Raw genomic sequence first — 23,321 nt, forward strand, 5'->3', positions numbered from 1 at the left:
TAAAAGTGGTAATCTTGCGGATTTATTGTGATTCACTAACCACTTTTTCCAACATTCTCAACATATAACTATTCTCCTCAGGAAGGCCAATACTTATTCTGAGACAATGTGGCAAACCAAATGAAGCAAGGCGTCTTGTCAATACCCCTTTTTTCAACAGATTTTCATAATAATATTCCACCATTGCTTCATCCTTCATTTCCAAAGCGATGAAGTTCGCAACAGACGGAATGGCCTTGATGCCAAGTTCTGCATAAGCATTCATAAGTTTGATCATTTGCTCAGAATTATTGTCCAGAGTTTTTTGTAAAAAATCTTCATCTTCCAAAGCCGCTGACCCTGCTATCTGCGCTGCGAGATTCGGATCGAAGGTCAATTTTACTTTGGTCAATGCCTGAATCAAATATTCCGGGCCTATGGCGTAACCCAATCTTAGTCCGGCTAGACCATATGCCTTGGAAAATGTTCGCAAGACGATTATATTTTGATAATCTAATTTGGTACAATCAGGATATTCATCTGAAATCTTATGGGCGAACTCAAAATATGCTTCATCTATCACTACTAATATATGAGAAGGAACACGGTCTAGAAAGGCTACCATCTTTTCCAAAGATATCATCCTACCTGTAGGATTGTTGGGGTTAACGATGTAAATTAATTTTGTTGTTTCATCAATTGCCTGCAAGAATCCATCCAAATCAAACTCATATCCTTTCAGCATCGGTACTTCCACACATCTTACATCATTCATTCTAGCCATTACTTTTGCGGAGACAAAGGCGCCATGAGACGTCAGCATACTTTCATCCTTTTGAACAAAAGCATTGAACATTGTATACAAAATTGCGTCAGAGCCATTACTCAAGAGAAGGTTTGACACAGGTACCTGAAGTTTAGAAGAAAGTTTTTCTTTTAGCACGGAAGAAGTAGGATCCGGGTAAAGATGGAGGGTGTTAATAGCTTCTGACAAGGCTTTTTGCGCCTTCGGGCTCGGACCAAAATTGTTTTCATTACTGCTTAGCACTACTTGTTTTTCTGGGGGATGATTTCCAAACATATTTGCTCCAGGCTTGCCGGGTTTATAGGGTGCGAGGTTCAGGATATGCTGTGGAATGGTTACCATAATAGGTTGTTGTTTATTGGCTGCAAAGATGAATAGTTTTTTCCAATCAAGCTATAAAGTAAATGGATAACTTGAAATTGGGTAGATGACAAAAAGGGTTTTTGTAAGTCAAAATGTAAGTTGGCTCGCTACCTATAATAATAGTAATGAATTTCTCTTCTCTTCCTTTTAGGTTAATAAAGGGTGGAAAGTTACATTACTAAACGGCCAGATTAAAAAATCATAAAATAAAATGAAAACCGCTTTTAATAGATTGATGATTGACAATACCTTTTGAGGTTATGGAGGAGATATGGCTTCATATTTTTCTTCATAGTCAGCTACCAAATCTGAAAGTAGATCCAGTTCAATATAGTTTTTATCGGATTCGCTCGTCTCATTGGAAACAAGGGGCAATAGTTCTTCTATTCTGGTGCAGATGGTAGAATATTCTATTTTAGTGTTAATGGCTCTCATGATAAATTAAATAGTTGGTATATAAAGTTCTAAAATATGAAAAACATTATTCTAATTATTGTAACAAATGGGTAAAAAGAGGAAATCTTAGATAATTAAAGGTGCAAATTTAAAATATTACTTTAAATTTGCACCTTTAATACTATTGTATGTTAGTTAGAAATGCCTTAGATTTAATTAAGAAGGACTTGCTGAAATCCCCCGCAGTCATCCTATTTGGACCCAGACAGGTTGGAAAAACGACACTTGTCAAGCAAATTGCCGCAGAAGATCCTGCGGAATACGAATATTTAGACCTTGAGTTGCCATCTGACAGAGCAAAACTTAGTGATCCGGAGTTATTCCTAAGCCGATTAACTCAGAAAACGGTGATTCTTGATGAGGTTCAATATATTCCCGAATTATTTCCAATCCTGAGAGCTTTAATAGATCAAGATCGAAGACCTGGAAGATTCATATTGTTGGGCTCAGCGTCTCCTGTATTATTGCAACAAAGTTCTGAGTCTTTGGCGGGAAGAGTTCGTTATAGGGAAATATTTCCATTGACTCTGCGTGAAACCAATGGAATTGATTATGAAAAATTATGGTTTCGTGGAGGATTTCCGGAAGCCTATTTGGCAGAAAGTGATCAGGAAGCTATGGAATGGTATGGACACTTCGTAAGGAGTTATACCACAAGAGACCTATCTGTGTTGGGTCTTTCTATGCCTGCACTTCAGATTGAAAGGCTCCTTCGTATGTTGGCGCATCTCCATGGGCAATTGTTAAATATGTCCTCTTTATCCCGTTCACTTGGAGTCAGCAGCCCAACTATTGCTAATGCCCTGTATTATCTGGAAGAGGCAATGCTGATCCGAACTCTGAAACCGTGGCATAATAATTCCGGAAAAAGGCTGGTCAAAAGTCCTAAAGTTTATATTAGGGATTCCGGTATGTTGCACTATTTACTTGGAGTAGAAAGTATCTCTAATCTGCTCGGTCATCCACAGGCCGGCAATAGTTGGGAAGGATTTGTAATTCAGCAAATAATAAGTACTCAAACAAAGAATCAAGAGCCTTATTTTTATCGCACAGCAAAAGGAGCCGAGGTTGATCTGCTTCTTACCAAAGGAAATAATGTAACATCTGTCATTGAGATAAAACTCAGCACTGCACCACAATTAACCCGAGGTAATACAGAAGCAGTAAATGATTTGATTCCGAGAAAAAAATTGTTGTAATTCCCGGTGAAGCGAATTATCCGATGAAGGATGGTTGGGATGTGATGGGGGTGCATACTTCAATAGGTGAAATATGAGTTTTTTCGAATCAATAAAAATGCGTTTTCATTCCAATGTATTTAGGTTGTTATTTATTTCATTAATATTAATAAATGAAATAAAAAAGAATTGTAATTATATGATATTCACCTTTAAGAAAACAATCACATGTTTAGACACGTCATTTCATTTTTTCACAACCTCTTTTGTTTTATAAGTATTTTTTTTTAATGATCAGGGCATGAAGGTCATTCTCTTGCCTCTCGGATTTGTATTTTTATTTTGCAAAATCTTAAGATCAATTCTCAAAAATCCCCCGATTCAAACTTTTTTCATTTACTCAAGATGGCATTCAGTCAGCGGTATTTCCAGAAAGTTTGGGATACCTGGTTCATATAGTTCCAGCTTTTTTGTGGCGGGATCTATATTCGAAATCAGTCAAATTAACTCGATCTTTTTCTGTTTTTGCTTATAGGATTATTAAACAATGATAATGGTATATAAATGACTTTGAGAGTGGGGGTGAGAGGTGTAGGGCTTTTTTGGATCGGAGGGAGGTGACTAAAAATAGTACCTTTTGATTTAAATGAAAAACTAATAAAGCATGTTGTTTTTTCAAAGATCCGTATGCTTTTTGATGATGGTAATTATTCAGTTACTATTCGTGGAGGCTTTGGAAACAGGAGTATAGGCAAAAATTGCAGATCCCTGGACCAGTTTTATAAACAGGTTAATTAGTCTCAAATTATATAAATGGGAGAAATATTGATCCGAGAGAATATTATGAATCCGGCAATTACACAGGTCGTTGAAGACGTTGTTTGGGTGGTCATGTTTGTTTTATGGACGTTTTTAAAATGGTGAACCAAATGGAATAGTGACTGACTGGTATGAAAATAGTGCAAAGAAAACCGTAACAATTTATCTTGGGGGAAAGAAAAATGGAGTAAGCAATAGATATTATGAAAATGGAAATCTAAAACAAAAAATTCAATATCGAAATGATATGGCAAATGGTCTAGTTAATTTCTATGATTCCTTAGGTAATATCCAGAGTTCATTTGTTTATAAAAATGGTGAAGTTGAGAAGACACTTTTTAGAAAGTAATGTTAAAAGCTTCCAGCCCTGCAAGGGCGACATACACCAGCGAGGTACGAAGTGCCTTGCTATATGCCTAAAAAATAAAGGTGCAAATTTAAAATAGGATTTTAAATTTGCACCTTTATTTAAGCAAAAAGAATTAGTTAGCTTTTTAGAAATCTAAAACATATAACCTTATTTCTCTACTTTCTTGTCCCCCTCCTTTTTCATTTCTTCCGCTTTCCTATCCTCTTTCAATTTCATCTCAGCCTTTTTCTTATCAACCTTAGCTTTGTCACTTGCATCATTTCTGATTTTCTTATCCACTTTTTTCTGAGTAGCTGCTTTGTCTTTAGCATCTTTTTTGTCGTCCTTTTTCTGTTGATCAGCTTTATCTTCTAATGCCTTTTTTTCTTCAGGACTAGCTTTTTTAACTCCTCCACCAGGAATGCCCTCCAGCGTTCTTCCTTTTTTGAGGATGTCCGGAGCTTTTCCTTTGAAAGCAATTGCTGTGGTACAGTCAAATATATTGAACCAAATCAATGCAAAAAACCCTTTGAAGAATGGTCGCTCAGACACAATATTCACCGCCTTGACCTCATCTTTATCTTTAAGATTATTAGTGCGGACTTTGATTAGATTGGCAAGGAAAGAGATGACTTTCTTCTCTTCCAGCTTTTTAGTTTCTTCATCTTTTTGAAAGATATTTACTTTAAGATCTGAGTATATTAATTCCATAGAACCTGTCGCGGTCTTAGCATCACCTTTGGAAGTATAATTTAATGACTTTAGATTGAAACTTTCCGTTTCAGCCATACCCAGATTTTTGATTACCGGGTTGATTTGTTCCGCCTTTAGTCCGGTCAATGTCGCATCAGCTTCATATCTCCCTTTGTCATCTCTTAGATCAAAAGCCAGACGAGCTGTCATAGGACTGCCACCTTGGAAAGTGGCTTTCGCATTTAGTTCGCTCCATGGATTCTGCCTCACCAGTGATTTGACATTGGTGATGTTGGTCATGGTGCCATTGATATTCCCAAAGGTCAACACTCCTTCCTTTTTGGTATTGAAACCTTTTTCCGTATAAACTAAAGTAGACTTTTTATAAGTAATTCTCTGATATCTAAGGCAAATGGAAGGTTAACTATGGTTTGATTTGGATAAGAACCATTTTTGCTATCAGGAGGATCACCAAAAGATTTGTCTTTATAAATGCCAAATTTTGCGCCACGAATGGAGATAGATTTTGCTTTGACTAAGCCCTTGTTAATTATGTCTACACTTCGAATTCCCTTGACCTGCAAAAATGGAACGTCAATTGTTGCCTCGCTTACTGCATGATTTTTTGAACGGTAAAATGCAGCATGAGAAGCATTTGGCGTCATTTTTAAATTTGCAATTTCCAGATAGGATGACTTATGATCATAATCACATTTTTCGACAGAGAATGTGTACATGTCATTGCCCATAATGCCTTTGAAATTACGTATGGCAGTCTTGAATTCTTTCGAATAAATGAATCGGGTGGTGTCAGATGCGGATGTGGAATCCACCAGCAGATCCTTAAACTTCAGATCTATTTCAGCGAATTTCCAGAATGGTTTCTTTTTGTCTAGTTTTCCTGCAGGATCGTACGACATTTTACCTTTGACGATGTTGATATTGCCAATTTCTATTGAATTAATATCTTTTTTTATCCTGTCATATAGGTTTGTGATGATGGGTGCTTTCGTGGTGTCTTCAACTGTTTTTTTGTATTGATAAATATTGAAATCTGCTCCTACAAGATCAATTGATTTAATTTTAATGTCTTTATTATCCTGAACAAGTTTTAAGATATTAATTCCTTCTATCAGGATATTTTCCACTTTACCATCGAAGATCACTTCCGGCAATGTGTTATTCGCCTGCATCTTTTTAAATATCTCCTGGTTGATGGTGACTTCGACACCATTGATGCGAGCCCCGTTGAATGAGCCGGTAACTTCATAATCGCGAATTGTCAAAGAATAAAGACTATCGCTCCCATCTACAATTATTTTATTGAGGTTTTCAACGATATCCTCTTTCTTAAGGTCATTGACAGTTACTTTTAGTACTATAAGGATCGTCACTGCGATGGCTGCAACGATGAATAAGAATATGATTAATTTTTTCAAATGCTGTTTTTTTCAATATGAATTCAAATGAAAAATTCTTCCAGGCCTCCTTTTCTCAATTTAATAAGCAAAGGATATCATTAAATTTTTCGAAGTATTAAAATCTAATTGGATTTAATCCACCCCGCTATTTACTGACACTACTTTTGCAAAATCTGTAAAACCTGTTTAGCCTTTTCATGACTAAGTTTTTCTTTTATAGTGTCTATAACACCTTTATCCCTTAAATCATTTCTTTGTGATTAAAATACAGTCTTGATTTGAGATTTCTATTAAAGCCATTTACTGTAAATGAACTTCTTTTATTAATTCCTATAACTCTCCCTCTATTTAATGGAATTACTCAACGGAAATAGTTTTATCAATTAATGAAAATTTTATTTACAAGGAAAGTCTATCGCAGCATGTTGCTAAACAACAAACTTCAAACACAAACATTCTAGAGTATCCATTGTCAAAGTAGATGTTTTAATTTTCAACTTTTTCCTCTCTATCTCCTTCTTCCTCCTTCCCTTCTTCAATAAATTCCTCCACTTCCTCCATTTCACCTTGTTCCAAATCTTCCACTTCATCCTCATTTGTGGCATCTAAATGATCTATGTGGAATTTGCAATACAAGGGTAAATGATCCGAGTTAAAATTCTCAAGGGTTTTTAATTCTTCTACAAGAATATCCGCAGAGTGATACATTTGATCTATTGGAAAACGAAGTAGCCAATATTTAGCATGAAAGGTGGAGATCAAACCACGCCCCATCCTGGGATCTATGAGTTTAGAAGTTTTTTTGAATAAAACGGATGAACGAGCCCAAGCGACATTATTAAAGTCACCAACCACGATAGTTGGTTTCTCAAACTTGCGAATGACTTTTGCGACGGAGAGTAATTCTCCATCGCGCTCCTTACTATTTGGTTCTTCTGTAGGAGTGGGTGGTGGCGGATGTACACCAAATAATCTGAATTCGAAACCATCATCAGATATTAATTCACATTCAATGCTTGGAATATCGTCTGCAACGAAATAGTTTGTTTTGCAACTTTTAAACTTGATTTTTGAATAGAGGTGCATTCCGTAAGTGTTTTCCAGTGCCACTTTTTGTTGAAGCGGATAATCTTTTTCTATCACCTCAAGCGCTTTTTCCCAAGCTTTATTGGACTCCATTGTCAGTACAATGTCCGGTTTTTCACGTTGCACCAGGTCGATGAATCGCTGAAACTGTGTGTTCATTTGGTACACATTAGCCGATATAATGGTAATGCTTTTGGAAGAGGTGCTACCTTTGGCTGATTCGCCAGACTTATATAATGGTGTGTATTTATACAAAATACTTATCTCATAGATAATACATATCAATAATAGACTTTGTAGAATATAAAATTCAGTTTGACGACTCACCAGAAAAAACGCTGCCACAAATACAATAACTTGTAAAACCAAGACCTGCACCTTCGCAAAATCAAATGCTCTCACCGTCCAATGTTGGAAGGGAAGGAATGGAATAAGGGTGCAGAGGATGAGTATAATGGCACCTATAATATATGTTGTGTACATTGACCAATTTTAATTGATAGGAACAAGGTGTAATAATAAGGAAAGTTTTATGTTTTGTCTGAATCACGTATTATTTGATTACGCGGCCTTCTTTGTCTTTGAATCACGCTTGCCTGCCAAATAAGGCAGGGATTAATTTGATTACGCGGATGGCACGGATTTTTTCTACCCAAATTTTCATTCCATTAATTATAAAATCTGTGAAATCATCTAATCCGTAAAATCCGTGATTCTGACTAACTTTTATTTCCCTATCTTCATCCACCTAAATCCTACTTATGCATTTTCGTTTATTTTATACAATACTCTGCTTCCTCTTAATCACAACGATATCCGCCCAGTCCACCTTCCCAAACAATGGCCCTGCCGACCCCCGTCCCAACAACGTCATGCTCCGTCGTGCCACCGTCGTCGTCGCTCCCGGCAATGTCCAGACAGGAACTGACATCCTCGTGGAGAAAGGCCGCATCAAAGCCGTCGGTAAAAACATTGCCCTGCCGCAAGGATGCCAGGAGATCGACTGTTCGGACAAATGGATCTATTCTTCCTTCATCGACTTTTACAGCAATTACGGTGTCACTTCATGGCAACCAATAAAATCCGAACAGGGTCGTGGACAAAAACTACTTTCCGAAAAGCCGGGCGCTTATTATTGGAATGAATCTATTCACCCTGAGACGAATGCTTTTGAATACTTCGTTTCCGATGAAAAAGAAGCAAATAACCTGCGTGGACAAGGATTTGGAGTAACTTTATCACAGATAAAAGATGGTATCAGCCGCGGAAGCGCAGTATTGGTCAGCACCGGAGAGAAAACACCAAGTTCTAACCTCATCATCGACGAACGTGTGGCTCAGGGACTTTCATTTTCCAAAGGAAGCACGAATCAATCATATCCTTCCTCACAGATGGGAAGCATTGCACTTTTAAGACAATTGTATTATGATGGAATAGCACAGGACAAAGCCACCGACGAAAAAAACCTCAGCATCGAAGCATGGCGCACCAATGCTAATCTAAAAAGCATCATCGCCGTCAATTCCTGGCAGGAAGTGCTGCGTGCAGTCAAAGTTGCAAAGGAATTTAACAAAGCCTACATCATCAAATCCGCCGGTGACGAATACCAGCGCATCGACGCCATTAAAGCCACCAATACACCGCTCATCATTCCCATCAACTTCCCGGAAGTGGTCAAGTCCGACGACATCCTCGACCTGGATAAGATCTCCCTCGAACAGATCAAACACGTTGCCCTGGCTCCACGCAATCCCGGCATATTGTCACAGAATGGCATCAAATTTGCCATTACATCAGATGGATTAAAAGAGATCAAGGAATTCCGTGAAAAGCTATTACTCGCAGTAGATCATGGTCTGGACAAGGACAAAGCATTGGCAGCATTGACGACTGTTCCTGCCGAACTCATTGGTGAAAGCGCACAGATCGGCACCATCGAAACGGGTAAATGGGCGAATTTCTTCGTCATGGACAAAAACTATTTTGACAAAAAGGCAAAGATGACTTCCCACTTCGTTCAGGGCAGAAAATACGAATTGTACAACCTGCCTGACTCTACTCGTGATGGTAAGTTTCTCTTCTCTACATCTATCGACAATGATAAGTACAACGTGCACATCACCAAGAGCAATAAGGAGATCAATCTAGTCTATCAGGACACCCTCAAATACAAGGGCATCATCTCTGTCAACAACAATAAGATCAACTTCTCCCTCGATCCGAAGGGCAGCCTCGACGGTAAATACTGGTCTTGTTCCGGTCGCCTCGATGGCAAAAACTATTACGGCATCGGTCAGAATCAGGAAGGAGCCAGCTTTACCTGGACGATGACCCTCGTCGAAGAGATCCGTGACAAGAAAAAAGAAGAAAAAGCGGACAGCCTCATCCTCATGCCTGAGACGAAGGTCCTTTATCCGTTTGTCGGATATGGCAATGAAAAGCTGCCTGTTGCTGAAAAAGTCCTATTCAAAAATGCCACCCTCTGGACCAATGAAGCCGACGGCATACTTAAAGAAACCGATATCCTCATCGATAACGGCAAGATCGTCCGTTACGGAAAAAACCTTTCTGATGCAGGCGCCAAAGTCATCGACGCCACCAGCAAACACGTCACTTCGGGCGTCATCGACGAACATTCACACATCGCCATTTCGAGTGGTGTCAACGAAGGCGGCCAGGAGAGTAGTGCGGAGGTGCGCATCGGCGACGTGGTCAACAGTGAGGACGTCAACATCTACCGTCAGTTGAGCGGTGGTGTTGTAGCCAGCCAGCTGTTGCACGGTTCAGCCAATCCCATCGGCGGACAGTCAGCCATGATCAAGTTGCGCTGGGGTGCTGCGCCGCAGGATCTTTTAATCAAAGATGCAGATGGCTTCATCAAATTTGCCCTTGGAGAAAATGTAAAACAGGTCAACTGGGGCATCCAGGGCCGAAACCGTTACCCGCAGAGTCGTATGGGTGTGGAGCAGGTGTACGAGGATTATTTCTCCCGTGCGCAGGCGTACATCTCCGACCGCAAGGCCAATCCAAATATGCGCAAGGACCTCGACCTGGAAGCCATCGCAGAGATCTTGCAAGCCAAAAGATTCATCACGTGCCACTCTTACCAGCAGGGCGAGATCAACATGCTCATGAAGGTGGCAGATAAATATAAGTTTCGCGTCAACACCTTCACCCACATCCTCGAGGGTTACAAGGTTGCCGACAAGATGAAGGCACATGGTGTGGGCGCTTCCACGTTTTCCGACTGGTGGGCTTACAAATACGAGGTCATCGACGCCATCCCATACAATGGTGCCATCATGCACAGCGTCGGCCTTGTCGTCGCCTTCAACTCTGACGATGCCGAGATGGCCCGCCGTCTCAATCAGGAAGCGGGCAAAGCCGTCCTTTACGGAGGTGTCCCTGAGGAAGAAGCCTGGAAATTCGTCACGCTCAATCCTGCCAAACTCCTCCACCTCGATAGCCATATGGGCAGCCTCAAGGCCGGCAAAGACGCCGACATCGTCCTTTGGTCCGACAATCCCCTCAGCATCTACGCCGTCGCCGAACAAACCTATGTCGACGGCATAAAATACTTCGACCGTGCCGAAGACAAGATCAAACAAGCCACCATCGCTCAGGAAAAAATGCGTTTGTTACGCGCTATGGACAAGATGAGTGCAGGAGGTATGAAGAGTGAAGGTGTGCGGCCGAAGAGGGAGGTGTTGTATCATTGTGATAGTGAGGAGGAAAAAAGGCCCAGGGAATTGGGCTTTGGGAGGGAGGGAAAGGGGGGGGGGGGGGGGTTAAATTTGGGGGGAATTTTTTTTAAAAAAAAAAAAAATCCCTTTTTTTTGGGGGGGGGGAGTTTTTTTTCGCTTGTCTGATTTTTTAAAATAGGGGGGGTGAAAATATCAAAAAAAAAAGAAAAAGAAAGAAAAGGGGGGGGGAAAAAAAAAGTTTTTTTGGGAGAAAAAAACCCACGCGGCGGGGGCGGGGGGGGGTTTTTTTTTTTCGGGGGGCGGCCGCGGCCAACCCCCCCAACCCGCCCCCCTCCATTACCATTGAAAATGGAAGTTTAGAGCGAATTGGTAGGGGAAAATTTATGGTTGGAAAAAACCAAATATTTGTCCCTGCAATTAAGAATAATCTTAAAGTTTTAAATAACAGCGTACTTTCAATTTTTCCTTTCATCGAAATCTGTGTATGGAGTACATCACTTTTCAATGAATTTTCTAAACATCAATCCAATGTAGTTTTTACAATGGTAGAAGTTGAAAAAACCGTTGAGGAATCAGTATTTCTATATTTAAAAGAACATAATAAAAATGTTTTTCTTAATCCAAAGAAAGAACTATTGTCCATATATATAGTAGAAATCAACAACCCTATAATAGTAAAATCATTGGTATCGGAATCTCCGCTCCAAAAAGTAAATACAATATCTACAATTACTATAGAAAAAGCCCTCGTAGATCTTTATTGTGATGAAGGACTTTTTTTCTTTTTTCAAGGGAAAGAAAGAAGTGTTATTTTTAAAGAAGCTTTTAAAAAATATACAATAAATAAGAATAAGCTTTTCCGATATGCTTCACGCAGGGGTAAAAGAGAAGATATTGAACAATACATCCAAATTATTGGTATTTAAAGATATTGCCTTTTAATAGTAATGATTGATAAAAAAGAAATAAACTTAAATTGGATCAACTTAGTGTCTAAAGCAAATCGAAATGCTGATAAGATATTGGTAGAAAAGGTTATTCGTGCTTTATTATTACTAGAAGGATTGGCTATGCAAAATTTAAATTTTGTATTTAAGGGAGGAACGGCTTTAATGTTACACTTTAATTCAACTCAGCGTTTATCTATCGATATAGACATTGTCCTTCCAAAAAAGTTGAAGAGCCTGGATGAAATTTTATCTAAACTATCGGATGAACAAGGCTTTAAAAGGTTTGAATTTCAGAAAAGGGCATCGCAATCTAATATAGAAAAAGCTCACTATAAATTCTTCTATGTTCCATATCATAAAACGAGTAAAGACGAAGAGTACGTTTTGCTTGACATATTATATGAGGAGATTACATATGTTGAATTAATTGAGATTCCTGTCGAATCTTCTTTTACACCACTTTTAGGAGCCTCGATAAAAGTTAAGGTGCCAAGTCTTGAAGATTTACTAGGGGATAAGCTCACTGCATTTGCTCCTAATACTACCGGAATCCCTTACTATAAAAATAAAGATAGTATGAGTATGGAGATCGTTAAACAACTTTACGACATTGGTAATTTGTTTGATGTATCAAAAAAGCCTTTCAATTATAAAATCAACATTTAAAAGTTTTGTAGCTGTGGAGCTTTCTTACCGAGATAGAATTCATCTTTCGATAGAAGACGTTTTAGAAGATATTTTCCAGACGTCTTTGAGCATAGTTAGCCGCGGATTTTTGGGGACTGGTAAATTTGAAGAATTACAAATTGGTATACAACGGCTCAAGGGATTTATATTTTCAGAAAGTTTCCAAATAGAGAAGGCGATTATTTCAGCATCCAAAGCAGCGTATCTATCAAAGTTGATACTTTCAGACGCTATTAGTTTTGAAAAATTTGAAGCGCCTTTACAAATAAAGGATTGGACAATTGAGAATCCAAGCTTTAGTAAACTCAATAAATTGAAAAAATCTAATCCGCAAGCTTTCTTTTATTGGCATAAGATTGTCAATTTAATTTAAGATATAAAATAGACTAAATGATCAACTTTCTTTTCTTGAGAAAGGAAAACTTCTACAATAAATAGAAATTGAAGCAAATTTTCGTCAACAAATTATATAATTTAGCTCATACTTTTACAATTAAATATTCCGGTCAAAGGGGCCACTGATTCCAAGGTGCAAAGAGGGCCACTTTACTACGCTAAAATACTAAAAGGAGATGGAAATACTTCGCCGGGTTTACAAGAGGGCTGGTGATTAATTTCAAAAAGCACTCTAAATTAAAAAATATCTAAAAATAAATAGCAATGGAAAATAATAGCAGGGACACAATTGAAATTAATGAAAATGAGGTTTTCAACAAAGACAATTTAAATAAAATACGCGAATATATAAATGAAAAATCTAAAGAACAAAGTGCTGCAGAAAAAATAGAACTTGAGATTTTAGCAATTAAATTTAAGATGGAAGATTATATCAATGAAAGTAGTAGTAAGAAAGAGATGCAAATTTTTGATTTTGTTAAACTATATTTAAAGACTTTAAATATAAGGCAAAAAAAATTAGCCACAGTTTTTGAAATGCAAGACTCCAACCTGTATAAATATTTAAAAGGAGAAAGGAAATTAAATGTAGATATCGTTTTTAAGTTAAGTTCATTTTCTAATACCCAGCCGGAATTGTGGTATTATATTCAAACTAGAAATGAATTAAATGCTGTATTGAAGGAAAAGATAGATTAAATAGTTATAAAAAGTATAGTTATAAAAATTTGGTCTGAGAATTTAAATAGCGACAATTTCTTAACAAGTTGTGCGGCTTTAAAAGGTCTAGAATATAGAGAAATTATATACCGCTATCCAGAAGGATGTTAAATGAAAAATTATTCCTATTTTGGCAGCAGCTACCTATTTATGATGAAAATAACTTAGGAAAAGATGCGTTTACTGCACGCTATGGACAAGATGAGTGTTGTTGAGATGAAGAGTGAGGGGTGGAGGCCGAAGAGGGAGGTGCTGTATTGGTGTGAAAGTGTGGAGGGGAGTAAAATTATTGAATTTGGTTTTTAATCAATTTTGTTCCTCGAAAATAATAATGGAATAGGGTTTTGAAAACAAGCTTAAATACGTTAATAGCAAATTTTCTTGAAATGGCAGGTTATCATTTTAGTTTGGATAGTAATGAATCATTAATTTCTTCAATTCAAAAAGTCGTTTACTCAACAAGAATAAAAGATCCATCAAATGGTATTTGGAGAATAAACGTAGAAGGCACTTTTGCTGATTATTGTTCCATGAGAGAAGGAGATAATGTTTATTTTTTTATTAAAAGAAAAATTTATGGAATAGGAATACTAACAAATGTTGGACTTGATTGTAAATACCTAAATTATCCCCTTTCAAATAATCCAATCGTTCAAACTTATGAGAATGTTGAAGGAAATATTCTAGCTACATTTGAAGGAATAAATAGTTTACATTATCGGTTCATATGCACTTTTAAACCCTCTCCATTTTTTTTTAATAATGGAATTGACATGGATGAATTATTATCTTCATCACCTTCACAATTTAAAATATTAAGAGCATTTCATAAGCTAAGCTTTATTAAATTTTCAGATGATGAAAACCAAGCTTTTAAAAATATAATTTTAAGACGCAATTTGTCAAATTTAGAAAATACTAATAACCCAAACTTTCTAACAAGCAATTTTGTTGAATTCCATCAAGAAATTGCCTCAAAAATTAATAATAATAGTTCTTATTCACTTAGCATTGAACCATTTTTAAGTACAATACAAGAAAGGAATGGCCAAATACGTCATGAGATGGCAGTTGAAGCGGCATTAATATATCAATTAAGTATTCAAGATAATCAGACTTTAACAATTTTCGGAAACTGGGATTATTTGTCTCATCAAGTTATTGCTTCTCCATTTAAACCAATTGATTATATGGACAAAATGGATGTTTTTGGATACAGATATATCATAAATCAAAAGCCTACAATTTCCCATTATTTAGTTATTGAAATAAAAAAGGGCAAGTTACATCTGACGATTTAATTCAATTAATGAAATATGTTGACTGGGTCAAAAATGAATATGCTTTTTCAGATTATAGCATGATAGAAGCTTTTATGATTGGCTATAGTTTCACACATGAAGCTTTAGCTTCATTCTCAAATATTATTGAAAGAAAATATATCCAAGGAGCAAGACCATCAATTCCTTCTGAATGGAATAATGTTAAATTAGTTACTTATGCTTTTAATGAAGGAAATAATTTATTAGAATTCCATTTAGTAAGCTAGTATTAAACTTTAATATATTTTCTAAGTTTGACTATTATTGAAAATTTTGTTTTATAAAAAACCTGTTTTTCTCAAAATTTGTATTCGTTTGAATGAAGTAAAGTATAAAAGATATAAAAGATCTCCTACCGCTTCAAACTTGAATGTTTCCAAAACTATGAACAGAATTAAAGCCAAAAACACTAAACCTGAACTTATAATTCGGAAGAGGCTGTGGCAAAAGGGAATTAAAGGCTACAGGTTACCTCCCAAAAATATTCCTGGAAGACCAGACATTTGCTTCACAACGAAAAAAATTGCAATTTTTGTTAACGAGGCCTCTGGCATAGGTGTCCTCATTGTAAATACAATTTGCCAAAGTCCAATACTGAATTTTGGAAAAACAAATTTCAGAACAATGTTCGAAGAGATATAGAAAAATCTGAATTGTTAATTGCATTAGGATGGACAGTTTTAATAATCTGGGAATGTGAACTTAAGAAAGAAGTCATACAATTGACTTTTGAAAATTGGAAAAAACACATAAAGATTGATTTTTTAAAAAATTTGTGGACAAATTATGTCCTTTCGCAAATTATTTTTATCTTTGGACATAATTTGTCCTAAATGACATTAAAAAAGACTATTTGTACTCTTGGAGAGCAACTTAGAGCGGCAAGAGAGAAATCAAATCAATCCTTAAAAGAAGTTGCTAGTTGTATAGGTATTGATACATCATTGTTAGGGAAAATCGAAAGAAACGAAAGGCCAGCAACAAAAGACCAAATAAAGCAATTAGCAATCTATTATCAAATAGAGGAAAAATACTTCTAAAAGAACTGTTAAGTGATCATTTCGCATATATGATAATTAATGAACATGCGGATTTAGACACATTAAGGGTAGCAGAAGAAAAGTTGAATATCTAAAAATTAATAAAAATGGCAAATAAAATAAAAGTAGCGGAGCTGTTCGCAGGTGTCGGTGGGTTTCGTATAGGATTAGAAGGTTGGAAAGGAAAATCACCATTATCTGATTATAAAGAAACTGTTGACAGCTTTTATGAAGTGGTTTGGAGTAATCAATGGGAGCCTTCAACTAAAACACAACATGCTTCTGCGGTCTATGAAGAACGTTTTGGAAAAGAGGGGCACAGTAATGAAGACATTTCAACTGTTGATATTAAACAAATTCCAGACCATGATTTATTAGTGGGTGGATTTCCTTGTCAAGATTACTCCGTTGCAACAACTTTAAAAAATTCAAAGGGTCTGATAGGAAAGAAAGGTGTTCTTTGGTGGTCAATTGTTAGGATATTGGAAGAAAAAAGAAGAAGCCTCAATATATTTTTTTAGAAAATGTAGATAGGTTATTAATATCTCCTTCAAAACAACGAGGAAGAGATTTTGCTATTATTCTCAAAAGCTTAAGTGACTTAGGCTATGTTGTTGAATGGAGAGTTATTAATGCAGCTGATTATGGAATGCCTCAACGAAGAAAAAGAGTTTTCATATTGGCTTACTTGGAGAAATCAACAATTTTTAAGCAATTAAAAAAGACTTTAGCCTTAGATTGGTTAATATCAAAAGGAACATTAGCTTCTGCCCTTCCCGTTTATTCGGATAATTTCAGTAGACAAAACGTTTTTAATTTAGAAGACGATATTGTAAACATTTCTTCATCCTTTAATTCATTAGGCGGAGCATCTTTATTTGAAAATTGTGGATTAATGGTGAATGGCTCAGTGACAACTCTCAAAACTGTTCCAAAAATTGAAGGAAAGCCAATTTGTTTAGGAGACGTATTACAAAATGGTGAAGTTACTGAAGATTTTTATATAAATGAGAATGACATAAAAAAATGGCATTATTTAAAGGGCCCCAAAAAAGAAGTAAGGAAAAATGCAAGTGGCTTTGAATATAATTATAGTGAAGGCGGAATGCATTTTCCTGACCCTTTGAACAAACCTTCACGGACAATTATTACTGGCGAGGGAGGCCCATCTCCATCGAGATTTAAACACGTAGTTTTGACCGAAAAAGGATATAGACGATTATCACCTGTCGAACTTGAGAGGCTAAATATGTTTCCAGACAATCACACTGAATTAGAAGGTGTTACTAATACAAAGAGAGCCTTTTTTATGGGGAATGCTTTAGTGGTAGGAGTAGTTGAAAAAATTGGATTAGCACTAAAAGAAAAATTAAAAATGCCTCAAAATTATAATAGACTTGATAAAGCTTCAGTCTTATCATTTGCAAAAAAAATTAAAGATAAATCATTACGCGAAGTATGTGACGAATCTATCTTAGAGCACAACTATTCTGGCAAGGGCAATTTTGGACAAATTCTCGAAAAGTACTACTTTCAATATGAACCAAATTCTGATTCAGAAGCTGATTTCAGCGAAATAAATTTAGAATTAAAGGCAACTCCATTAAAACAATTAAAAAACAGACATTATCGCTCGAAAGAGAGACTAGTACTCAACATCATAAATTACTTGGAAATTGTTGATCAGGATTTTGTCAATAGCACTTTTTGGAAAAAAAATTCTAACCTCCTACTAATCTTTTATTTGCATAATTTTAGTCAAGATATATTAGACTATGTAATAAAATTAGTCGATGAGTGGAATTTTCCTAAAAATGATTTAGAAATAATAAAAGGGATTGGAAAAAATAAAGAAGAAAATAGTTGATGGGAATGCGCATGAATTGTTAGGAAGGGGATACTCTATACTTAGGAGCATGTACAAAAGGAGGAAAAGGAGGAAATGAAAGAACTCAACCTTTTAATAAAAAATTGGCTAAACAACGGGCTTTTTCCTTAAAACAAGGATATGTAAATCATATTATTGCTACAATTGCGAACGACCCTGGTGGAAACTATGGGAAGCTTATCACCTCTCAAACTGAGATAATGAAAAGGAGTTTAGAAGAAATTGTTGTAGAAAAATTTCAGCAATATTATGGCAAGTCAATTGAAGAAATTCAAGTAACTCTTGGCGCTAATTTAAATAGAAGTGCAAAAAACTTTTATGCAAGTTTGACAAAATTAATATTGGGAATTGGACCAGATCAAGAAATTGAGGAGTTTGAAAAGGCGGATATTATTGTTAAATCAATTAGATTGAAAGAAAATGATTTTCCTAAAGAGAATATTTCTTTCCCTAATTTTAAGTTTGAAGAAATCATAAAAGAAAACTGGGAGACATCTGAATTTAAAAATATTTTAGAACATAAATTTTTATTTGTATTTTATAAATATGTAGATAACTCATTGGTTTTAAGAAAAGTTAAGTTTTGGAACATGCCATATAGAGATATATTACAAGTTGAAAAAGTTTGGACTAAAGCTAAGAACATCATTGAAAGAGGAGAAATTGTAAATAGAATTGTTGGCGGAATTCGCTATACAAATTTCCCAAACAAGAAATTTAGCAATATTGCGCATGTTAGACCACATGCTACTAATTCTGATGATACTTATCCATTACCTATAGCTGATAAAGTCACTTTTGCTCATGATTATACCAAACATTGCTTTTGGTTAAACAACAATTATATTAGAGATGAAATATATCTAAAATAGTATAAAACTTAACCTTATCCAGCCCCTCTAGCTTCTCCAAAACCACCTTGGTAATTAATAACTCGTATAAGCCGTCGGTCATTGTGTGGAGTTGTATGTGAGTAAATGTAGCAAAAATATAGAAGCGAGCGGCGAGAGTCGAACGGTACGAGAATCTGTGACACAAAGGATTTAAGATGGGTTATTTTGGATCAACAGGCTTGATGCCTTTGTTTTATATGCGTTTGTTGAGAGGTTTGAACAGCGAACGACATGAGGAAAGCAGCGGACAGTCAACCGGATTTGAACGGCCCCCTTTGCTCCGGAATCCTGATAACTTTTACTCACAAAAGTGGCACCCTTTGCCCCGAATTCTTAATCTTAGATTGCGAAAACGCTGTTTTCGCAATCTATAGGTTGGTCGCATTACTTGCATTTAATACGTATTGAAAATGACTGATAAGAAGAAAATTTGTCTTCTCCTTCATAAACATCATAATTCCCCCTCCTGCCTTGTCTATTTCCATCAAATACATTCCCTATACTCCGGAATACTTAATCAACACATTCCCACATCCCAGAAATTTTTTATTTTCACCCTCGACCAAATATCCTTATATAAATATTTACACACTATGTCCATCACCAAAATATACATCAAAGACTGGCTGGAGATCAAACCCTATGATACTATTCATCAGGAGGATCACTACTATCTTCATCTGTCCAACAAGGTGATGGAAGCGCTTCATAAGGGGGATCTCTTTAAGGAATATGAAAAGTTATTTACTTCAAAAGTCCGAATAAAACTATGCTGTTTTCTTACTTCCTATCTCGAAGATCTCGTGTCAGGCTCAGAACTGTGGAACAGCTTTGTCAGAAAACATACAAAACTGTATGACAAACCATTGCCATTTTATATAACAGATGATTACGCTGAAGAAGAAATTAATACCGAGGACATTTGTTTCCTGATATGGTATTTTATGAATACAATTCAGGAAGAACAATTTATTATTCCGGGAAATGAGGTGATCCTGGAAGCAGGAACTTTGGTTATGGATATATTTGAGGAAGCATGGGAATATGCTCCCGAGAACGATAAACTTAAGGATTTCTATGCCGTCGAAGAGGGTGCCTCCAATTATTACAAATCAAGATTGTCCATTGATAAGATATTATTCCGCTCCTGGTTGTTTAGCACTGATACAAAAAAGATATTGGAAGATAGTGTAGAGACCCTGCTGAATGAATCTGAAATAGACAGTCCGCGGCACATTATTTTAAATGAAACCAGGGATTTTATCCTTCATACAAGTTATACGAGGTTATTGAGCCTCAAAGGAAATGAATGGGCGGCGGAGGTCAATGGGAAACGACTGGACCTAAGACACGAGTTCAATAATATATCACTAAAGATCTTGGGCAATTTCTTTTACAAAGGTCAGGATGAATACGATATTTTCTTTGAACATATTGCCTCCGGAAAGTTGTTCAAGATGACCAAAAAATCCTATGATCATGCCAAAGAATTGGTAGTAGTTGATAAGATCTTTTCACTTGGACTTGTCAAATGGTTGGGTGAATGGTGGTTTTCGGGAACGATATATGAGTTGCCCTATAATGAAAATTTCATCAAAAAGGAACGTAAGTCCATTGACGCACTGAGAGCAGTTGCCTTTTTGGATGACGATACTGAATTTATGAAGGAAACACTGATCGAACATAGAAAATTGTTTTTGGAATATTCCAATGGACAGGAGATTGTGTTCATGCCTTTCGATCACATTGAAAAGTTTGTAAAGGGTTACATGAATTTTTTTAATAAAAAATTGGGTAAAGGAGATGTTCCAAATGAAGATTCTGAGGACATAAGTTGGGATTGGAATGAAATAAATAATCCTTCAGGTGACACAGGTCTGGTTTATTTTAATCCTGAAAGTGGCGTCGAAATGGCGCATGGTTTTAATTCCGCTTTTGCAGTTGATCACAATCCGTATTATGATGAAGAAAGAAGTACAGAACATTTAATGCAAATGCTAATTGACAAGAGTATTTCTACCGGATTGTGCTATTATGCTATCGAGCAGGGTAAAAACAAATTGCCTTTATTTAAAATTCTCGGCTCTAAAGGAATTTTACCAGATATTGATTTTTTGCTAAGATTCTGGAAAAGAGATGCTTACCACACGAGGCCTTCATTTGCATTGGTGGGGAAGAAATAGGGAGTTGGCGAACGGCGAGAGGCGAACTTCTAACGGGCGGCTCCGATGAAAGTGAATCTTAGTATTTAGTGTGCTGCTTCGAATGTAGATGGATGAGGATGTCCCGAAGTTAAAATCATATTTCGCAATTTTTGAAATGCGAAAACTCTTTAAAAAAATTCAAGAGTATTTGCTATTAGCGCTCATATAAGACAGGTAGCCACCTACGGGGCTAGTATCCTCCCGACCATAATTTGTTACAAACATTATGCGCCTAAAGGCGCCAACTTAGGCATACCGCATATTTTAGTCTTATACGAAACGGAAATATAAAATTGACCAAAAATATGCCGTATAATACCGAGCTGAAAGTCGTTTGGCCATCCCGAAACTTCGGGATGGACTATTACGAATTTCCATTCGGTATTAATGCGTTGGAAACTACTTTTATCCTTACCTTATTAATGTGATCGCTCAAGTTTAACTAATTTTGTAATCAGTTAGCCAGATCGGTTCATATACTAAGAAAAAATCTTATTTCCTTTTCACCCTCTATTATCTGGGTACCGGCAATGACCCATAAAGCATCCCCCAAATATCCTGTCGATGCTGATAAATCCAATATTTTGCATTTGATGCATCAACTTCACTCCAAAATATCCAACTACTTTCTGTTGGGATATCATCTTTTCCCATCGCACCCGCATCAAAATCGCCTCTGTTGTCATCAAAATATTCCAGCACGTCACCAGTAGGTTTGCGTATCTGATCAGAACTGGATGCTTTCATAACTAGCATCATGTAATCAAACATCTTTCTTCCTCCCGGTTCAATATCCCAATTGACCCAATCGAGTTTGCCCATCTGTATTAAAGGGTGGTTCTGACCAGTAGAGATCATATCTTTAAGCACCTCCAATTGTGCCAAAATCTTACCCGTCATAGGACCTATGTAAAAATTATTATAAAGGGAAAACATAGCCGAAGCGCCTAATAGCGTTCCTCCTGCGCTGGCTATAGTGGTAGCATAACTAATGCCCTTAGAGCCTTTATCACTTGCAGTCTTACTGCCACCCATTAGATCCAGTGCGCCACTTACCAGTTGGAAAGCAGCATAGGCTTGATTGACCTTTTCAGCAATGTCAAGCACCTTCACAATACGGGCATTTCTACTTAATACCATTGTGTCTTCAATACGGACAGGAAACTTCTCCCCATGTAGTATTTTCTGTTCGCGCAGCGTTGTCCCCAGAAATCCTATTTCTTTGGAAACAGTGGTTGCTTCTTTCACCCATTCGCTGGCAACCAATAAACTATCATGATAGAGAAAGTAAGTATCAGCTATTTGTTGAAGCAGATCATCGTCCCCTTTTCGGAAAGCACTCCGCTGTAGGTCTCGTAATTGCGGATCAATCTTTTGTAAATCATTTTTAGTCGCTTCAACTTGTTGCTGGGTTTTGTAGATTCGACCTAGCACAATAGAGTCTATGGCACTGTCAGCTTCAGACAATGCAGGTTTATACACATCATCATTCCATTGCAAAAGTGCTTCCATCTGTAGGTCTGGCATCATCTGCCCATTGATCTTTTTAAGTCCGGCGGTCTGCATTCTGGCTATCTTCAGTGCTGTCGTAAGTGATTTGGGAGGTGCCGTAGATGCTTCAGAAAACTCAGCAATTTGTCGTTCGAGAAAGGCGATGCGCACCATATACCAATCTGTACAGTCTCCTACAGTGCCTATAGCATCACTATCTACGAGAATCTTCTCATCAATACCCAAAGAAGAATCATTGGAACTGTCAGGGGGCAATTTTTTATCGTCTGCTGGCTTGCGTTGAACTATTTCTCCTGAAGCTTTAAACGGTACTGCCTCGTGACGAGCTCCTTGCATAGGCTTCTCTTCATCTGCCTGAGCCTTTTGTTGATGCTCTTTTGAGTGGTCCCTGTCATCAGGACTTCTTTGAATGTAACCCGAATATTGACGTCCCATAAGTTATATTTTACCAAAAAATTAGTTTTCGCTTAAAAGCAAAAGGATAAGTAACCTGTATGTGTTCATCAAATTATTTTTGTTACTATGTTTTTAGGTATAATATTGAAATAAGTAGATGAATGATACTTTTCCATAGAAAAGCTGCGGTGTTATACACTAATAGGATCCTTTACAATCATTCACGCCCAAGTGCCCCGGGTTGTGACGTCGCAATTTCTGCACATGCTTATACCCTCCTAACTGTTCTCGTGAAATAACCATGGGCCGCAGATCAAACCTGTTTTTAACCACTTGCTTAGCCATGAAAACTTGCCCCGAAAGTGGCTTCCTTATATTGATGCAGGCTTATATCCGGTGCCCGAATACATTTAATTGCGTTTAACCTCTACAACCAATTATTATATTTAATTGTAAATTC

The 23,321-nt window shown here is 36.8% G+C and carries 21 protein-coding genes; 15 read left to right on the top strand and 6 right to left on the bottom strand.

Annotated features, from left to right (window positions below; all coding sequences use genetic code 11):
- Positions 1-22: 22 nt before the first annotated feature.
- Positions 23-1,126, bottom strand: coding sequence for a histidinol-phosphate transaminase (hisC, locus tag IPI15_RS06760; RefSeq protein ID WP_287419649.1), 1,104 nt, complete (start codon positions 1,124-1,126; stop codon positions 23-25).
- A 279-nt stretch (positions 1,127-1,405) separates the two neighbouring features.
- Entirely contained in the window at positions 1,406-1,582 is a 177-nt protein-coding gene (locus IPI15_RS06765; RefSeq protein WP_287419650.1) for an XRE family transcriptional regulator, read from the bottom strand.
- A 149-nt stretch (positions 1,583-1,731) separates the two neighbouring features.
- Here IPI15_RS06765 and IPI15_RS06770 point away from each other — a divergent pair, with 149 nt between their 5' ends.
- Together IPI15_RS06770 and IPI15_RS06775 are read left to right on the top strand one after the other, a co-directional pair.
- Positions 1,732-2,802: an ATP-binding protein gene (locus tag IPI15_RS06770; RefSeq protein WP_287419652.1), complete on the top strand. Its 1,071-nt coding sequence runs from the start codon at positions 1,732-1,734 to the stop codon at positions 2,800-2,802.
- A gap of 916 nt (positions 2,803-3,718) precedes the next feature.
- Positions 3,719-3,949 carry a toxin-antitoxin system YwqK family antitoxin gene (locus tag IPI15_RS06775; RefSeq protein WP_287419653.1) on the top strand — a complete coding sequence of 77 codons (231 nt, stop codon included), beginning with the start codon at positions 3,719-3,721 and terminating at the stop codon, positions 3,947-3,949.
- A gap of 168 nt (positions 3,950-4,117) precedes the next feature.
- Here the strand turns inward: IPI15_RS06775 and IPI15_RS06780 are convergent, their stop codons facing one another.
- From IPI15_RS06780 to IPI15_RS06790, 3 genes are all read right to left on the bottom strand, one after another.
- A complete protein-coding gene (locus IPI15_RS06780; RefSeq protein ID WP_287419654.1) occupies positions 4,118-4,972 on the bottom strand; it encodes a hypothetical protein in 855 nt (284 codons plus the stop codon).
- A gap of 38 nt (positions 4,973-5,010) precedes the next feature.
- Positions 5,011-6,081 (bottom strand): hypothetical protein, encoded by a 1,071-nt coding sequence (locus IPI15_RS06785; RefSeq protein ID WP_287419655.1) that lies wholly within the window; start codon positions 6,079-6,081, stop codon positions 5,011-5,013.
- Positions 6,082-6,549: 468 nt separating this feature from the next.
- Entirely contained in the window at positions 6,550-7,632 is a 1,083-nt protein-coding gene (locus tag IPI15_RS06790) for an endonuclease/exonuclease/phosphatase family protein (protein ID WP_287419656.1), read from the bottom strand.
- Between the two features lie 278 nt (positions 7,633-7,910).
- Between IPI15_RS06790 and IPI15_RS06795 the strand changes: the two genes are divergently transcribed.
- The 13 genes from IPI15_RS06795 (at position 7,911) to IPI15_RS06855 (ending at position 20,932) form a co-directional block, all read left to right on the top strand.
- Entirely contained in the window at positions 7,911-11,018 is a 3,108-nt protein-coding gene (locus IPI15_RS06795) for an amidohydrolase family protein (RefSeq protein ID WP_287419658.1), read from the top strand.
- Between the two features lie 176 nt (positions 11,019-11,194).
- The gene (locus tag IPI15_RS06800; protein WP_353845296.1) at positions 11,195-11,779 is read left to right on the top strand and encodes a DUF6577 family protein; all 585 of its coding nucleotides are present in this window, start codon (positions 11,195-11,197) and stop codon (positions 11,777-11,779) included.
- Positions 11,780-11,800: 21 nt separating this feature from the next.
- The gene (locus IPI15_RS06805; protein ID WP_287419661.1) at positions 11,801-12,469 is read left to right on the top strand and encodes a nucleotidyl transferase AbiEii/AbiGii toxin family protein; all 669 of its coding nucleotides are present in this window, start codon (positions 11,801-11,803) and stop codon (positions 12,467-12,469) included.
- 13 nt (positions 12,470-12,482) lie between these two features.
- Positions 12,483-12,863, top strand: coding sequence for a hypothetical protein (locus IPI15_RS06810; RefSeq protein ID WP_287419663.1), 381 nt, complete (start codon positions 12,483-12,485; stop codon positions 12,861-12,863).
- 287 nt (positions 12,864-13,150) lie between these two features.
- Positions 13,151-13,585 (top strand): hypothetical protein, encoded by a 435-nt coding sequence (locus IPI15_RS06815; protein ID WP_287419665.1) that lies wholly within the window; start codon positions 13,151-13,153, stop codon positions 13,583-13,585.
- Positions 13,586-13,992: 407 nt separating this feature from the next.
- A complete protein-coding gene (locus tag IPI15_RS06820; RefSeq protein ID WP_287419667.1) occupies positions 13,993-14,907 on the top strand; it encodes a hypothetical protein in 915 nt (304 codons plus the stop codon).
- A gap of 8 nt (positions 14,908-14,915) precedes the next feature.
- Positions 14,916-15,155: a hypothetical protein gene (locus IPI15_RS06825; protein WP_287419669.1), complete on the top strand. Its 240-nt coding sequence runs from the start codon at positions 14,916-14,918 to the stop codon at positions 15,153-15,155.
- Positions 15,156-15,243: 88 nt separating this feature from the next.
- Positions 15,244-15,570, top strand: a complete 327-nt coding sequence (locus IPI15_RS06830) for a hypothetical protein (protein WP_287400217.1) — start codon at positions 15,244-15,246, stop codon at positions 15,568-15,570.
- A 191-nt stretch (positions 15,571-15,761) separates the two neighbouring features.
- Positions 15,762-15,968: a helix-turn-helix domain-containing protein gene (locus IPI15_RS06835; protein ID WP_287419670.1), complete on the top strand. Its 207-nt coding sequence runs from the start codon at positions 15,762-15,764 to the stop codon at positions 15,966-15,968.
- Positions 15,969-16,075: 107 nt separating this feature from the next.
- Positions 16,076-16,489: a DNA (cytosine-5-)-methyltransferase gene (dcm, locus tag IPI15_RS06840; protein WP_287419672.1), complete on the top strand. Its 414-nt coding sequence runs from the start codon at positions 16,076-16,078 to the stop codon at positions 16,487-16,489.
- Positions 16,490-16,509: 20 nt separating this feature from the next.
- Entirely contained in the window at positions 16,510-17,835 is a 1,326-nt protein-coding gene (locus IPI15_RS06845; RefSeq protein WP_287420066.1) for a MutH/Sau3AI family endonuclease, read from the top strand.
- 104 nt (positions 17,836-17,939) lie between these two features.
- Positions 17,940-18,728, top strand: coding sequence for a hypothetical protein (locus tag IPI15_RS06850; protein ID WP_287419674.1), 789 nt, complete (start codon positions 17,940-17,942; stop codon positions 18,726-18,728).
- Positions 18,729-19,342: 614 nt separating this feature from the next.
- Positions 19,343-20,932, top strand: a complete 1,590-nt coding sequence (locus tag IPI15_RS06855) for a DUF3843 family protein (RefSeq protein ID WP_287419676.1) — start codon at positions 19,343-19,345, stop codon at positions 20,930-20,932.
- A 534-nt stretch (positions 20,933-21,466) separates the two neighbouring features.
- Here IPI15_RS06855 and IPI15_RS06860 read toward each other — a convergent pair.
- Positions 21,467-22,900, bottom strand: a complete 1,434-nt coding sequence (locus tag IPI15_RS06860; protein ID WP_287419678.1) for a hypothetical protein — start codon at positions 22,898-22,900, stop codon at positions 21,467-21,469.
- Positions 22,901-23,321 lie beyond the last annotated feature (421 nt).

The organism is Candidatus Brachybacter algidus (assembly GCF_016707225.1).
GTDB classification, from domain to species: Bacteria; Bacteroidota; Bacteroidia; order Chitinophagales; family Saprospiraceae; genus Parvibacillus; species Parvibacillus algidus.